Below are 15640 nucleotides of genomic sequence, written 5' to 3'. Positions count from 1 at the left end.
GCGGCATTGTCTGCCGGGTTCTTTTACTCTTTTATGAAGAAATAATGATAGAAATAAAAAAAGTGGAATACGATGATGAATTGCCACTACGCTATTTATGGATTTGAACGTTAGAGAGTTATCTCTTTATATAGTATGAATAGCTTCAAATAATTAGATTCACATTTCAATGATCAGGTGAATAAGATGTAGGACTTAAGTAGTATGGGCATATCACCCTGATAGAACTAATTTTACGAGATTCAGTAGAATTATTTCCGAGGAAATGACAGAATCGATATCGTTATAACGCTATTTTATGTCGTTTTAGTCACCCATTACTGGCGGATAAAAATTAAAATATTTTTTGAAGTGGAAATCAATGTAGTTGACAAGTAATAGTGAAACAGCCTATATTCCTTAGAGTCAGCAGATGCAGGAAGTAGGGCGCTAGATGTCCATCATCTTGTAGAGTTGAATTGTTGTTGCTTGATCAGGTAGGCATCAGAGATCTTGTCAATTCGAGGGGGACCTGACAGTAGAACAGAGATGTTTTTCTGGTTTTCGCTCATTCCTGTGTACTAACAAGTTATGGGGATTAGGCATATGATATGCCGATCGCTGCAACAATCAAGGTGGAGGTAAGAAGATATGGGTAATGATCTGGCGAATCAGGTGAACCAGACATTGAGCACAAACAGCCTGATCTCAATTGTTGTTTCTCTTATATGTATAGCGATTACATGGTGGTCATTGCAAAATCTGAAATTGGATTTAGTGATCAGACAGCCGAAAGGTCCTCAGGGGAGACTGTTACATTTGTTGCTGGCCATTATTCTAGGGCATGCCGTTGCTGGCTTTGTTATTGATTATTTGTCCTGGACTCAAATGTTAAGAAATTTGTTTTAATGTTGAGATGGTTGGTTAATCATCTGTTAGGTTCTTCAAGCAGCTCATTGTCGAATAACATCGATTAATTGTGTTAACAATTAGAGTATGAGCTGTCGGCCAAAATATAAGAAAGAAATGTGAACGTTTAACTGACCAAATTTGAATTGTTTATGTAAAAAATGCTTGTATCGAACAATTCAACAATGTTATGATGGAAGTTAGGGAATTCACAATTTTTCACTAATTATGTAGGTTATAAAGGGGATATCCGGTAGTTACCGGCTAAAAACCATCCCAATTGGTCTGTTCTGATGCTAAGATGGCCTTTTTAATGACTTTTCAAGCCATAAAGCAGGATGTACAGTACACATGGTATCATCGATATGAATTATACAAACCAATTCTTTTCTGATCAGACATCTGTGCTTACATGCCAGAATATGTCGAAATTCCACACACAGCAACAGTCCTTTCTATCACAGTGGGGCTTACGTATTCCGGAATGAGGAAAAGGGAATAAAAGCGCGGAGGGAACCATGATGAGCAAATTTATCGTCCGCGGTGGCAAAAGGTTGACCGGAAGTGTCAAAGTTAGCGGCGCTAAAAATTCTGTTCTTCCGATCATCGCTGCCTCTCTCTTAGGGGAAGAAGGACAAAGCGTTATTATTGACGCACCTCCTCTAGACGATGTGATGACGATTAACAAAGTGTTGGAATCGCTAGGAGCGGGAGTTACATACCGGGACGAAGTGATTACCGTAAATGCGGAGAACCTTACTTCCTGTGAAGCCCCGTATGAATGGGTTAGTAAAATGCGGGCGTCTTTTCTGGTCATGGGGCCTTTGCTGACGCGTTTGGGTAAAACAAGAATCTCATTGCCTGGGGGATGTGCCATCGGTACACGACCGATTGATCAGCATCTCAAAGGGTTTGAAGCCATGGGAGCCGAGATTAGCTTGGGCCAAGGTTATATCGAAGCACGTAGCCAAGGACGGTTGCGCGGGGCGAAAATTTATCTGGATGTGGCTTCTGTAGGTGCCACTCAAAATATTATGATGGCTGCAACTTTGGCCGAAGGTGTTACGGTTCTGGAGAATGCGGCGAAAGAACCTGAGATTGTCGATCTGGCTAACTTCCTGAACGGGATGGGTGCAAAGGTTCGCGGAGCCGGTACGGGCGTTATTCGTATCGAAGGCGTTGAGAAACTGTCTGGTGTTAAGCATACGGTAATTCCAGATCGTATTGAAGCAGGAACGTATATGGCTGCCGCAGCAATCTCTGGTGGTGACGTATACGTTGAAGGTGCGATCTCTGATCACTTGGGCTCCGTTATTGCTAAACTTGAAGAAATGGGTGTAACAGTACAGCCTGACGAGAATGGCGTGCGTGTTATTGCAGACCGTCCACTCAAAGCAGTGGATGTCAAAACGTTACCATACCCAGGATTCCCGACAGATATGCAATCCCAAATGATGGCTTTGTTGCTGGCATCCGAAGGAACTAGCGTTGTGACTGAAACGGTTTTTGAGAACCGCTTTATGCATGTTGATGAGTTCCAACTGATGAACGCAGAAATCAAAGTTGAAGGAAGATCCTCCATCATTACAGGCAATGCTAAGCTGAAAGGTGCTAAAGTGACAGCTACAGACCTGCGTGCAGGGGCTGCTCTGATCATTGCTGGCTTGGTCGCTGAAGGCACAACTGAGGTAGGTGGTGTACATCACATCGACCGTGGTTATGTACATTTGGCAGAAAAGTTAAATGGCCTCGGGGCAGATATCTACCGAATTTCGGTGGAAGAGCCTAAGCTGGATGCAGTTAAGGCGCCTAGCGAAAAGGTTGAGGAAGAAGTTCCTATGTTTAAAGTACAACCAACTTGGGTGTAAACCCTCGTTTATATCACATAGCGTTATTTCTGTATAGCTACCCTACTGTGGAGAATACAGGAACAAGATCAAACGTATCGTATCCGTTTGATGAAGCTGAGCCTCCGGGCTTGGCTTTTTTTGTTCTTTTTACAAGTTCAAACGATATATGAGGATGGTCTGTTAAGGACCTGATTCTATTAATACCTGATCCTAACTTTGTATAACATAACATCTAGGCTTATATCTATTTTGACCATATGAAAGAGCGGGTGTTCCATACCCAATGATCGGGATGCACTGTGTAAACCGCGTAGTAGCAATGCTTTCAGGTATCTACTCATACAAAGGAAAAGGTGCTCATTAAATAGCAACGGTTTGCGTTTCTCTTAAATCCGGTTCTATCAGATCGAGTGAACTCATATCTTAAACTATGGATTTGAGAAAAAACCAGCCATGACTTGGTCATCGACAACGGAGGGGTATCACGGATGAAAGAAGCTCGTGTACAACTAAAAGTACCTCTTGCCCCGCGGCCCGGAATGCAGGGATCAGAGGAGAATTTAATTCAGGATGCAGAGAAAGACAGGTTGAATCCTGAGAAGAAGAGAGGTGCCCCGTTACAGATGGCAAAGGTGCAAATCGTAATGGGGAGCAAGCAAGAAACGATACATGCTAAACGTAGGGGATTGTCTACGGAGGAACTGAAACAGGAAACTACAGAGCATATAAATATCCCGCTTATTGAGTTGGATGCGTTTCGTAAGGTCAGACGTCGTCGTATGCGTGCATTCGGTCACCGTCACGGCTGGGGACGCCACCCTGGGCGTTGGCAGCCCGCAGTAGCGGTATCAGCACTGCTTGTTCTGGCGATATGCATTCCGGTCATCCTGGTGTGGCCGCGAGCAGGAGAACAGGTAAAATCTACGCCTGCTCCTACAGGTGTGGACTCTGGTACCGGTCTACAGTCTCCTAATCCTGTACCCGCTGTGCCTGTAAGCTATCCTGAGCCGAATGTGCGTGTTTACTTGTCTGCTACCGGGACAACGTTGGAATTACCACTTGAGACATATGTGACGGGAGTAGTTGCTGCTGAGATGCCAGCTGAATTCGAGTTAGAAGCGTTAAAAGCACAAGCGATAGCTGCTCGCACATTTATCGTGAGAAGACTTGCTGCAAATGATACAAGTGGCGTACCTTCAGGCACAGCAGATGTCACGGATACGATTAGTCATCAGGTCTTCATTCCACCCGATCAGGTCAAGGCAGACTGGACAAGGCTAGGTAAAGCGAAGGAATGGAAAAAACTTCAGCAGGCCGTTCGTGAAAGCCGCGACGCAGTTATGACGTATCGGGGTCGTGCGATCACAGCATCCTTTTTCTCAACCAGCAATGGATATACGGAAAATGCAGAGGATGTGTGGGGCAATGTTGTTCCCTATTTGAAAAGTGTAGCTAGCCCCTGGGATAAACAGCTTGCACCAGGTTTTGAAGAAACAATTACGATGAAGCGCAGTGAAATTTTGCAGAAAATGAACCTGGATGCAATTCCGGTGTCAGCAGATAAGAATGGTTCCTGGATCAAAGTGTTATCTACGACCAAGGGGCATCGTATTAAAGAAATGCAGATTGCAGGTGAAACGTTCAGTGGTCCGGAAGTCCGTAAACGCCTCGGACTCAGATCCAGCCAGTTCAGCTGGAGAACAACAGGCGATGAAGTGCAGATTACAACGTATGGTTACGGCCATGGAGTGGGTATGAGTCAATGGGGAGCAAATGGTATGGCGCAGGAGGGGCACACGGCTACCGAGATTCTGAAGCATTATTACACGGGAATCTCTTTCGGACAGGCATCCAAGATGCTAGCCTCAAAGCAGGGGAAGTGAGTATAGTGAGTGGTTCTCTACCAACCTCCCGTTCCGGAGCTTTTAAGATTTGGCTATATATGAGTAAAGTGAGAGCATACGGAGAGCTCAGGGGACAGAAAAGACCTGTAGAAGTGAAGCTGAAAGCTTTTTGAAAAAAAAGCTGCATCGGAAGCATAAACTTGCCTTTACTACCGGATTTCACCTTTGAAAAAGGAGATAGAAGAAATCTTGTAGTAACCTGCGGTCGAAAGGTTTTCTGGCCCCGAAGCGGTGCACGGATGAACACTGATCTCTAACATATATAGCATTCTTTGAAAGCTGCGTGAAAATTTTTAGAGTCGCGCGTGTATAAAAGAGTTGCACCCGGTAACACTTGTTACTGAGGTGATCAAGATGAATGAAAACAACAAAAAATCAATCCAAGAAGAAACTCCTAAAACAACTCAAGGAGTACCGGCAGCTCAGCCCTCTTCATGGAGAAAAGCAATGTCCAAACGTTGGGTTTTCCCGGCAGTCTACATCGCAGCAGCAGGCATTATACTAACTCTAGTGTGGGTCTATCAGGGAACAGGCGGCAAAGCGCTGAACCCGGACTCTCCTAAAGAATCAGTAGAAACAGGCGCAGCGAGCAACGAGGGAGCCGTTACAGGTGGGGATCAGGAAAGTGTGGAAGTTGTTGCAAAGTCGGAAAATTTTGTTTGGCCAGTAGCATCTCCTTCCGAGATCTCGGTTGTGAAACCATTCTATGACAACGAGGCTTCAAGTGAAGAGCATGAAGCAGCGATGGTGCAGTACAATGACACATTTATTCCGAATACGGGTGTCGATCTGGCACGCGGTGATAACAAATCATTTGAAGTCAAAGCAGCACTCAGCGGTAAAGTTACACGTGTTGAGCAAAATCCGCTTACAGGTCAAGTGGTGGAGATTACTCACAGCGATAACCTGAAAACCGTATACCAAAGCCTTGCGGACGTCAAAGTAAAACAGGACGATGAAGTGAAGCAAGGAGATGCGATTGCATCTGCCGGTGTGAGTGAGCTTGGAAAAAACCTAGGAAATCACCTTCACTTTGAAGTTTATGAAGATGGTCAGCCTGTAAACCCGCAAGGATATCTTCCGGAAAAATAAATGATTTTTACCGCACTAACATCATGGGCAGGGGTGAATAACCTCTGCTTTTTTTATGCTTTTCAGAAAATAATGGGACCTTCGAAGCTTGTCACACCTCTAAACCGCGAATATATAGGCATGCTCCTCATATAATGTACCAAACTATCCACACAGTAGGGAGGCGGGAGCGTGCACGATTACATCAAGGAACGGACCATCAAAATTGGTCGCTGCATTGTTGAGACGAGAAATACGGTCCGTACCATTGCCAAAGAATTCGGCGTGTCAAAGAGTACTGTGCATAAGGATTTGACGGAGCGTCTGCCGGAAATTAACCCTGATCTTGCTGACCAGGTGAAACACATTTTGGAATACCATAAGTCGATCCGTCATTTGCGGGGCGGTGAAGCGACCAAAATCAAGTACAAAAAAACGAGTGGAAAAAAACGTGAGGTGCTGGCTTCCGCCAAATCATAAGCAAGTTCTTTGAGAACTAGGCCAAAAAGCTCACAGCATGGATTGAATCCCTCCCCTGAAGTATGATATGTTAAAAGCTGGTACAGGATCGAATTATGACATCTTATCAGCCCGATTTTTACATATATATGTTGCACTTTGTCGAACGAGCGGTGACGTGATAAGAGACACTTTTTCACAGGATACGCTGACCAAATAATATCACTTTGGGGGCTCTTTTATGTTTAGCAAGGATATCGGTATTGATCTTGGCACGGCAAACGTGCTTATTCACGTGAAAGGAAGCGGAGTTGTTCTCAATGAACCTTCCGTCGTGACCATTGAAAGCGATACGAAGCGGGTCCTTGCTGTCGGGGAAGAGGCGCGTCGTATGGTGGGGCGTACGCCGGGTAACATTGTTGCCATTAGACCGCTGCGCGATGGCGTTATTGCGGACTTCGAAATTACGGAAGCCATGCTTAGACATTTCATTAGTCGTGTAGGGGCAAGAAGCTGGTACAGCCACCCGCGAATTTTGATCTGTGCACCAACGAATATCACTTCTGTAGAGCAGAAGGCCATCCGCGAAGCAGCGGAGCGCAGCGGTGCCAAAGAAGTATTTCTGGAAGAAGAGCCGAAAGCGGCTGCGATCGGGGCAGGTATGGATATTTTCCAACCGAGCGGCAATATGGTCGTGGATATCGGCGGCGGAACGACTGACGTTGCAGTCCTGTCTATGGGCGACGTAGTCACCGCCTCTTCTATTAAAGTTGCGGGGGACAAGTTCGACGAAGCGATTATCAAGTTTATTAAAGCAAAATACAAACTCATGATCGGAGAACGTACAGCCGAAGATATCAAAATCGCAATTGGTACCGTTAACCCTGCGGGTCTTCAAGCTGAGATGGATGTTCGCGGCCGTGATATGGTAACCGGTCTGCCGGTTACAGTTACTGTGTCAGGTAGTGAAGTGCAGGAAGCGCTATGGGATTCCGTGCAATCCATTATCGTTGCGGCCAAGTCGGTACTGGAGCGCACACCACCTGAACTGTCTGCGGACATTATTGACCGTGGTGTCGTTTTGACTGGTGGAGGTGCATTGCTGAACGGATTGGATGAACTGTTGTCCAATGAATTGCATGTTCCGGTATGGGTTGCAGAGGATCCGATGCACTGCGTTGTAAAAGGAACAGGCATTATGCTGAATAATTTGGATCAAGTAGTTAAGAAAAAATTCTAGTTTGCCGATATAAAAAGCAGGCAGGTTCACCGAAAAGGTGAACAGAACGGACAAACAGCTACCTGCGTTGCAGGGACAAGCGTTTAAGGAGAGGGGTTCATTCATGTTAAGAGGTCTGTACACCGCTGCTGCGGGAATGATTACAGAGCAACGCCGCCACGACACTGCTACACAGAATATCGTAAATATGAACACAACGGGATACAAACAGGTGAATAGCGTAAACCGCTCCTTCCCGGAAATGCTCATTACTTTAACGGGCGGGGATGCCAATCTTCCAACAAAGCGGCTGGGCAAACTCAACTCGGGCGTATTCGCTGAGGAAAGCTTATCCATGAATGTTCAAGGCGCTCTTATGGAAACGAAACGTACAAGTGATTTTGCAATCTCATCGAATTTGAGTGTGAATGATCCGCAGACCAATCAACCCATTCGGTTTGATGCTTCCGGCAAGTTTGTACGAGCAGATGGAACGGTCACGTACCAGCCGCAAGCATACTTTACGGTTCGAGATGCACAGGGAAACACGCGTTATACACGTGATGGTCATCTGGATGTTAATGGAACAGGGCAACTTCTCAGCTCTACCGGTTCTCAGGTGCTGGACAGTAATGGGCAACCGGTTGTATTGACAGGTTCTGTGGAGCAATTTAAAGTGGATGAGCAAGGCCGCCTTGTTAATGCGGTTACAGGTGTTCCAACAGGCGTTACGCTTGGAATCAGTATTATTGACCAGCCGAATCAGCTTGTTCGTCAAGGTGACGGTAATTTTAGTCTGAATGAAGATAATGGTGCAACGGCTCGGACGATGAATGCTACTGATATTGTGCAGATTCATCAAGGTTATCTGGAAGGGTCGAATGTAGACGCCTCTCAGGCTACCGTTGACATGAATGCGGCATTTCGTGCCTACGAAGCAAACCAGAAGGTCGTTCAGTTCTATGACCGCAGTTTGGAAAAGGCTGTTAACGAAGTTGGTCGTGTCTAACGCCAATTGTAATTGTAACCATATTACCGCGTAGTGATGGGCGATAAGCCCTTTGCGGAGCAAAGCAGGGGAGGTAAAATCACCGCATGAATAATTCCATGATTAGTGCCAAGGTGTCGATGACTGCGATTCAGCAACGGCTGGATGTCATTTCCGATAATATTGCCAACGTGAATACGGCAGGCTATAAAAGTAAACAGGCAAACTTTGAAGATGTATTGACTCGTATACAGCAACAAGATGACAAGTATAAGCAGGATGGGCGTTCGACACCGATGGGGTATAACCTTGGTTTTGGAGCACGTCTGGTCAATCTCACCAGAGATATGTCCCAAGGTAGCATGCAGGAGACAGGTAACCCGACAGACCTAGCTATTGAGGGCAATGCGATGTTTGCTGTTCAGGCAGATGGTCAGAAAGTATGGACACGTCAAGGTGCATTCCACTTTGTGCCTGATATGCGTCCAAAAGCGAATCCGAACGATCCTGACCTGATGGTGCTTGTCAATGGGGATGGGAATTTAGCTCTGAATCGTCAGGGAGAGCCCGTTACTGCTCCGAAAGACAGCACAGTTGCTTTTGATGAGAAAGGTAATCTGCTCGTGCGTCAGGGCAACGGCAACGCCGTAATTAGGGGACAGCTACAGATGGTGGATATTGAGCGTCCTGAAGGACTTGTGCAATTAGCGGACAACCTCTTTGGTTTGGGTGCTGGGTTAACCGAGAATGACGTATTCGGGGTTAATGCAGCAACACGTGTACCTCAGGCATCGATCCGCACTGGTTTCCTTGAGCAATCCAACGTAGATATGACACAGGAGATGGCGTTGCTCATGCAAGGTCAGCGGACTTATCAACTGGCGGCACGGGCACTTACGTCTAGTGATTCCATGGCGGGTCTTGCCAATAATATGAGAGCATAAAGGTGAATGGGATGACAGAAACACAGCAGCAGAACAGCAAGCCGGAGCAGAAGGAAGTCAAGAAGAAAAAGAAGAGTTGGTGGCGCATCGCAAGATGGTTTCTGATTCCGATTTTGCTTGTTCTTGCCCTCGCTGGCGGAATGGTCGCTGGGTATGTGGTACTGGGCAAACAGGATATCGGTTCCGTATGGCAATGGAGTACCTGGAAACATGTCTATGATCTGGTATTTGCTCCATAAGATAACGAGTTCAGCGAAAACTCCTGCGTAGGCAGGAGTTTTCTTTTTGGTGTTGAAAACAGTATAATGATGGATGACGTTTAACGTCAGAAGAGGCCTCCCCTGCGAAAGACATTGCTTGTCATCGCGAAGAGAGACCCCTTATCTCAACCTTCACTACTGCAGTCATGAAGGATATTACTAGTGTTAACCCTAAAACAACATTTCATACAACATTAAAAATGAAACTCATTTTATATGAGGATCGACTTGATCATGCTCGTTTAGTGTTTTCCGCACTACAGTAAGTGGAGAGAAGAGAATTGTTCAAAAGAAGCAAAGCGCTCGCGTTTGTCACAGAATTTTACCCGTTATAATGGGATCAAAAAAATTCAGGGACAATGGCGATCATAGAACAATCTCTTTCCGAAACGACGCTATTGCGCCGGCATTATTGCATGATGGAGAGCCTTCGTATAAACACCCCGAGAGGAGATTAAATTGTGTTAGATATCAAACAAATTCAATCCATTATCCCACATCGCCCGCCGTTTCTGTTGGTGGACAGAATTTTAGAGATGGAGGATGGCAAACGTGCTGTCGGTTTAAAAAACGTAACGATTAATGAACCGTTCTTCATTGGACATTTCCCTGAGTATCCAGTAATGCCAGGCGTATTGATCACAGAAGCGTTGGCTCAGGTTGGCGCAGCAGCTATGCTGAATTTAGAAGCAAACAAAGGCAAAATTGGTTTCTTGGCGGGACTCGACAATTTCCGGTTCCGTGGCCAAGTTGTGCCTGGGGATACGTTGATTCTAGAAGTGGAAATTACACGTCTTAAAGGCTCGATTGGTAAAGGTCAAGCTACTGCCCGCGTGGATGACAAAATTGTTGCTGAAGGCGAAATCATGTTTGCACTGTCAGACCCAAGCTGATTACATAGGCATGTATATATCATGCAGATAAGTTGAACAGCTACGTGCATAAATAGAATTTTTATATAGACGGAAGGGGCTTATTGGATATGGAACAGTTAAGCGCAGCAGCAGCCGAGACGTTACAACAATGGTTGGAGGATGCTTCTATCGATGAAGCAACGAAACAGGAGCTTCGTGATCTAAAGGATCAACCCAAAGAGCTGGAAGAGCGTTTCTACAGAAATCTGGAGTTTGGTACAGGTGGATTGCGCGGTGTTATTGGTGCCGGTAGCAACCGGATGAACAAATATACAGTCGGTCGTGCTACACAAGGCTTTGCCCGTTATTTGCTGGAGCAACATGGGGACAAGGAAGGCAAACCTTCTGTTGTCATCGCACATGACTCCCGTCACTTCTCACCTGAATTCTCGCTGGATGCGGCGCTGGTACTGGCGGCTAATGGCATCGTAGCCAAGCTGTATCCATCCCTGCGCTCTACACCACAACTGTCCTTTAGTGTTCGACATCTGCAAGCGACAGGTGGTATTGTGGTAACGGCGAGCCATAACCCGCCAGAATACAACGGATACAAAGTGTACAACCATGAAGGCGGACAATTAGTACCGCATGAAGCAGAGCAAGTCATTCAATACATTCAAGAGGTGCCTTCTCTTGCAGATGTGAAAAAAATGACACGCGAAGAAGCCGAAGCACAAGGTTTGCTGGTTTGGCTTGGTGAAGAAGACGATCAGGCATTCGTAGACACCGTGGCAAGCCGCAGTCTAAGCCGTGAGCTGATTCAATCCGGCATCGGCCGTGATTTCAAAATCGTATATACACCGTTACACGGTACAGGCAATCTTCCGGTTCGCCGCGTACTGGAGCAGATCGGATTCGAACAGTTGTATATTGTCGCTGAACAAGAGCAGCCGGATGCTGAATTTTCCACAGTGAAGTCCCCTAACCCAGAAGAGCGCGAAGCGTTCACACTGGCAATGAAGCTGGGCGAATCCGTAGGCGCAGATATTCTGATCGGTACAGATCCGGATGCAGACCGTATGGGTGCTGTCGTAAAAGACAAGGATGGCAAATATTTCGTCTTGTCCGGTAACCAATCGGGTGCCATTATGGTACACTATCTGCTCAGTCGTCTCCAAGAGACAGGCGCGCTGCCAAGCAACGGTGCAGTAATCAAAACGATTGTAACGAGTGAGATGGGGGCAGTTATCGCTCAGCATTACGGTGCAGAAGTGATGAACACCCTGACAGGCTTTAAATATATCGGTGAAAAAATGAACCAGTTCGAAGCAACCGGAAGTCATACTTTCCTCTTCGGATATGAAGAGAGTTATGGCTACCTCTCCGGCAACTATGCCCGTGACAAGGATGCTGTCCTTGCCTCGATGTTGATTGCCGAAGCGGCTGCTTACTATAAGAGTCAAGGCAAGACACTCTACGATGTGTTGCAGGAGCTGTACAACCAGTTTGGATTCTTCCTCGAAAAACTGGAGTCCCGCACGCTGAAAGGCAAAGACGGAGTCGCACAGATTCAGGCGAAAATGACTGACTGGCGTTCTAATCCACCGAAGGAAGTTGCGGGCATCGCTGTGCAAGATGTGCTGGACTACTCTTTGGGTCTGGACGGCCTACCGAAGGAGAACGTGCTGAAATTTATTTTGGCAGACGGATCATGGTTCTGCCTGCGTCCTTCCGGTACAGAGCCGAAGATCAAAGTGTACTTCGCTGTGCGCGGTGAGAGCTTGCAAGATGCAGAGAGCCAGATCGAACGTCTGGTTTCGGAAGTTATGTCGCGTGTAGACGCGCAATAAAACAAATGGTACTGTAAGAAAAAGATGCAGAAGGCCTCTCCGCACCGTAAGGTTGGTTGGCGGAGGGGTTTTTCTTTGAAATAAAATGGATCGTGTGCTGGCATATTAGAGAGTGTGTTAACACATGCTGAACGTAAGAATTATAAGAGCAGAACGGGCATTTGGTTCCAACAACTGAGGAGGTACACGTAGTGCGTCAAAAATGGCTTTATTGGAATAACGCTTCCCGGAAGTGGTTGTGGCTCATCGTTATTATTGGTTTGGTGGCGTCCATTCCGGTCATCCGTGACCGGGTGCAGACAGAATCTTCTACGAACAAAGTAGAACTGGTCTTCAACTACCGAGGACTCTTGGATATTTCCGCGTATCAGGCTCACCCGCAAGATTTCATTGATCAACAAATGACACGTCTGAAAGACGCTGGTGTGACAACGATGGCTGTGTTTGAGAGTACACTGGACGAACTCAAAAAAACACGCCGATTGATGGTTTATTCAGGTCAGGATCTTGCGAATATGACCAAAGAAGTGATTCCTTCCAATGCGAACTATACCTATGTATTGTTCACATCTGAAGAGAATGCGCATACTTATACCCCTATTATTGAACAAACGTTCGCTGAGCGTCAGATCCCGGTTCAACCTTGGGAGTATGAAGGTCGCAGCGGCTTAATATTGCAGACACCGCCGGAGAATGCCAACATGCAACCGATGCAGCCTGACCCGGTTGCGGTGAAAATGCTGCGTGATAAAGGTTTTCATATTTTACCCCGTATCTCCGACACGGTACCTTACAACCAACAATCGATGGAACGTTTGCTGACCTTCTTCGAAGAGAATGGCGTAACACGTATCCTGTTTGATGGGGATGCAGTGAAAGGGTACAATGATAATGCAGAGATGAAAAGTCTGGATCAGTTTGCTCAGCTCCTGAACAAACATCATATTGGTCTGGCGGCGATTGAAAATCTGAAGAAGCCACAGGCAGGATTCCAGACGCTGGCTTACAAAATTGATTACAACGTAACTCGTCTCTATTCACTAAGCGACTCCGATGCGAATCTGAAAGAAGATACCATTGCCGACCGTTTTGTACTGGCAACCAAAGACCGTAATATTCGCATGATTTATATGAACGCTTCACCGAGCCGGAATACGGCCAAAGCTGAGATCACCGACCCGATCGAAAATCTGATCAAAAGTTTGGGTGAGCCAGGACATGCCGTTGAACGTATGGCCAAACACGGCTTTGAGCTCGGACAAGCTGAAGCATTCACTGTGAAAGATTCGTCTATTCAACGGTATGCGAAGCTGATCGCTCTTATCGGAGCAATTGCTTTGATCACACTGATGGTTTCATATTTTGCACCTGCATTCACCATTGCCGTGTTCCTGCTTGGACTAGTAGGAAGCGCGGGTCTGTTCCTGTTGAAACCTACATTGCTGGAGCAAGGAATCGCCTTGCTGGCGGCCATTTCCGCACCAACCATTGCGATGGTACTGGTGGTTCGTACAGTGAATGCAACACAACTGCGTCAACCGGATGCCCCTGCGAGTCGTCGTTTGGCACAGACCCTTGTTTTATATGTAAGAACATCGATCATTTCGTTCGTAGCTGTACCATTTGTGATCGCATTATTGAATAGCATTACGTACAGCCTGGTTATTAACCAGTTCCGTGGAGTCAGCTTGTTGCACTTCGCTCCGATTGGTCTGGTTGCGATCTATATTATATTCTATCGTGGTTCCGGTTCAATCTCTGTGAAACAAGTGAAAGACATGCTTCGTATGCCAATCAACATTTTGATGGTTGTACTGGCGCTTGTTGCTGCTACTGTTGGATATTATTATTTGAGCCGTACAGGGAACGCTGGTTCCGTTACACCATTTGAGATGTTCCTGCGTACCACGCTGGAAGATACGTTTGGCGTGCGGCCTAGATTCAAAGAATTTGTACTGGGACACCCGCTGTTTATCGTTGGCGTGTTCGCCGCTTTAAAATACCGTAAAGTGATTTTTGCGCTAATTATCGCCACGATGGGTCAATTGTCTATGGTCGATACGTTTGCGCATATTCATACACCAGCTGTACTGTCACTGATTCGTGGGGTGATGGGACTCGGACTTGGCTTGATCTTTGGTATCATTGCTGTGGGTGTGTGGCAAGTCGCGGAAGGATGTTGGAAAAAATGGTCACCACTTCTAAAAAGTTAGTCATCTCAGGATACTATGGATTTAACAACAGCGGAGATGAAGCTGTACTGAAATCCATTCTGACTGCCCTCCAGGAAGAGAGCCAGCGGTCCAATGTTACCATTGAACCGATTGTGCTCTCCATTGATCCGGAGTGGACAACCTCGATGTATGGCGTCCGTGCTGTACATCGTATGAAGCTGAAGGAAGTTCGTGAGGCACTTAAGGAAAGTGATGGACTCATCAGTGGCGGCGGAAGCCTGCTACAGGATGCAACGGGACTGAAGTCCATTCCTTATTATTTGGGTGTGATCAAGCTGGCTCAGTGGTTGAAAAAACCTACATTTATCTATGCGCAGGGTATTGGCCCTGTTCACCGTAAAATCTTTAACCCGATGATCAAATCGGTATTTAAATCCTGTACCTATGTATCGGTTCGAGACGAGCAATCTGCAGATTATCTGCGTCGTCTTGGACTGAAGTGGAATCAGATTCATGTCGTGCCTGACCCGGTGATGGGTTTACCTTTGCCAGATACAGCATCACCAGTCCGGGATGAAGCGGACCCTTCCACTGCTGGGGAACAACCAACTCATGCCAAACTACCGGTGATCGGAGTGTCTGTTCGGTTCTGGGAATCGGATCGTAAGGAATTGACGGCTATTGCGGCTGGATTGAAGAAGCTGGCTACGAAAAAGGCTGTCCATCTGCGCTTTATGCCGTTCCATCTGCCCGATGATGTGCAGGCATCCCGTTTCATTATGGAAATGATTGATGATGTGACAAGCAAAGGTAGTGAAATTAGTATTACGGACGATCTTACTGATCCTCAACAAATGCTGGAGGAAGTCAGTCGCTGCGATCTGATGATCGGTATGCGTCTGCATAGTTTGATCTACGCAGCTTCACAGTATGTCCCACCTGTGGGTATCTCGTATGATCCCAAAATCGATCAGTTCCTGCTTCGACTGGAAAGTGAGCCTGCAGGCAATACCAGTTCACTGGATGGGGATAAATTTGCAGAAACGGTTGCTGGATTGCTGGAACATCGTTCACAATGGTTGAAGCAACATGAAGATCGTATTACTGCATTGAAGCAGGAGGCCGTAGAGCCTGCCAAGCAAATTATTACCTATTTAGGCCGCAAAGGATGAGATAACA

Annotated in this window: 13 protein-coding genes; all 13 read left to right on the top strand. The window is 46.4% G+C overall.

What is annotated here, in order from left to right:
• Positions 1-630: 630 nt before the first annotated feature.
• The 13 genes from MKY23_RS25665 (at position 631) to csaB (ending at position 15633) form a co-directional block, all read left to right on the top strand.
• Positions 631-888: a DUF1146 family protein gene (locus tag MKY23_RS25665; protein WP_090922880.1), complete on the top strand. Its 258-nt coding sequence runs from the start codon at positions 631-633 to the stop codon at positions 886-888.
• Positions 889-1409: 521 nt separating this feature from the next.
• Positions 1410-2756: a UDP-N-acetylglucosamine 1-carboxyvinyltransferase gene (gene murA, locus MKY23_RS25660; protein ID WP_090922882.1), complete on the top strand. Its 1347-nt coding sequence runs from the start codon at positions 1410-1412 to the stop codon at positions 2754-2756.
• Positions 2757-3226: 470 nt separating this feature from the next.
• Positions 3227-4621: a stage II sporulation protein D gene (gene spoIID, locus MKY23_RS25655; protein WP_339833125.1), complete on the top strand. Its 1395-nt coding sequence runs from the start codon at positions 3227-3229 to the stop codon at positions 4619-4621.
• Positions 4622-4996: 375 nt separating this feature from the next.
• The gene (locus tag MKY23_RS25650; protein WP_090922885.1) at positions 4997-5734 is read left to right on the top strand and encodes a M23 family metallopeptidase; all 738 of its coding nucleotides are present in this window, start codon (positions 4997-4999) and stop codon (positions 5732-5734) included.
• A gap of 171 nt (positions 5735-5905) precedes the next feature.
• Positions 5906-6193 (top strand): sporulation transcriptional regulator SpoIIID, encoded by a 288-nt coding sequence (spoIIID, locus tag MKY23_RS25645; RefSeq protein WP_024632710.1) that lies wholly within the window; start codon positions 5906-5908, stop codon positions 6191-6193.
• A 220-nt stretch (positions 6194-6413) separates the two neighbouring features.
• On the top strand, positions 6414-7412 hold the full coding sequence (locus MKY23_RS25640) for a rod shape-determining protein (RefSeq protein WP_090922887.1): 999 nt from the start codon (positions 6414-6416) through the stop codon (positions 7410-7412).
• A gap of 103 nt (positions 7413-7515) precedes the next feature.
• Positions 7516-8400 (top strand): flagellar hook-basal body protein, encoded by an 885-nt coding sequence (locus MKY23_RS25635; RefSeq protein ID WP_154959363.1) that lies wholly within the window; start codon positions 7516-7518, stop codon positions 8398-8400.
• Positions 8401-8486: 86 nt separating this feature from the next.
• Positions 8487-9323, top strand: coding sequence for a flagellar hook-basal body protein (locus MKY23_RS25630; RefSeq protein WP_339833120.1), 837 nt, complete (start codon positions 8487-8489; stop codon positions 9321-9323).
• A gap of 11 nt (positions 9324-9334) precedes the next feature.
• Entirely contained in the window at positions 9335-9562 is a 228-nt protein-coding gene (locus MKY23_RS25625) for a DNA-directed RNA polymerase subunit beta (protein ID WP_221791282.1), read from the top strand.
• Positions 9563-10044: 482 nt separating this feature from the next.
• A complete protein-coding gene (fabZ, locus tag MKY23_RS25620) occupies positions 10045-10476 on the top strand; it encodes a 3-hydroxyacyl-ACP dehydratase FabZ (protein ID WP_090922893.1) in 432 nt (143 codons plus the stop codon).
• Positions 10477-10565: 89 nt separating this feature from the next.
• Positions 10566-12287 carry a phospho-sugar mutase gene (locus tag MKY23_RS25615; protein WP_253499739.1) on the top strand — a complete coding sequence of 574 codons (1722 nt, stop codon included), beginning with the start codon at positions 10566-10568 and terminating at the stop codon, positions 12285-12287.
• Positions 12288-12478: 191 nt separating this feature from the next.
• Entirely contained in the window at positions 12479-14500 is a 2022-nt protein-coding gene (locus MKY23_RS25610) for a DUF5693 family protein (protein WP_339833115.1), read from the top strand.
• A complete protein-coding gene (gene csaB / locus MKY23_RS25605; protein WP_339833113.1) occupies positions 14476-15633 on the top strand; it encodes a polysaccharide pyruvyl transferase CsaB in 1158 nt (385 codons plus the stop codon). Before MKY23_RS25610 ends, csaB begins: the two co-directional genes overlap by 25 nt.
• The last annotated feature ends 7 nt before the right edge of the window (positions 15634-15640 follow it).

Source organism: Paenibacillus sp. FSL R7-0272 (assembly GCF_037969905.1).
In the GTDB taxonomy this organism is placed as follows: Bacteria; Bacillota; Bacilli; order Paenibacillales; family Paenibacillaceae; genus Paenibacillus; species Paenibacillus polysaccharolyticus.
This window is presented reverse-complemented; position numbering and strand designations above follow the sequence as displayed.

What these genes read in the sequence shown, in the direction of transcription:
- MKY23_RS25635 (WP_154959363.1), top strand. Translation starts at nt 7,516, where the DNA reads ATGTTAAGAGGTCTGTACACCGCTGCTGCGGGAATGATTACAGAGCAA.
- murA (WP_090922882.1), top strand. Translation starts at nt 1,410, where the DNA reads ATGAGCAAATTTATCGTCCGCGGTGGCAAAAGGTTGACCGGAAGTGTC.
- csaB (WP_339833113.1), top strand. Translation starts at nt 14,476, where the DNA reads ATGGTCACCACTTCTAAAAAGTTAGTCATCTCAGGATACTATGGATTT.
- MKY23_RS25665 (WP_090922880.1), top strand. Translation starts at nt 631, where the DNA reads ATGGGTAATGATCTGGCGAATCAGGTGAACCAGACATTGAGCACAAAC.
- MKY23_RS25615 (WP_253499739.1), top strand. Translation starts at nt 10,566, where the DNA reads ATGGAACAGTTAAGCGCAGCAGCAGCCGAGACGTTACAACAATGGTTG.
- MKY23_RS25650 (WP_090922885.1), top strand. Translation starts at nt 4,997, where the DNA reads ATGAATGAAAACAACAAAAAATCAATCCAAGAAGAAACTCCTAAAACA.
- MKY23_RS25630 (WP_339833120.1), top strand. Translation starts at nt 8,487, where the DNA reads ATGAATAATTCCATGATTAGTGCCAAGGTGTCGATGACTGCGATTCAG.
- spoIID (WP_339833125.1), top strand. Translation starts at nt 3,227, where the DNA reads ATGAAAGAAGCTCGTGTACAACTAAAAGTACCTCTTGCCCCGCGGCCC.
- MKY23_RS25625 (WP_221791282.1), top strand. Translation starts at nt 9,335, where the DNA reads ATGACAGAAACACAGCAGCAGAACAGCAAGCCGGAGCAGAAGGAAGTC.
- MKY23_RS25640 (WP_090922887.1), top strand. Translation starts at nt 6,414, where the DNA reads ATGTTTAGCAAGGATATCGGTATTGATCTTGGCACGGCAAACGTGCTT.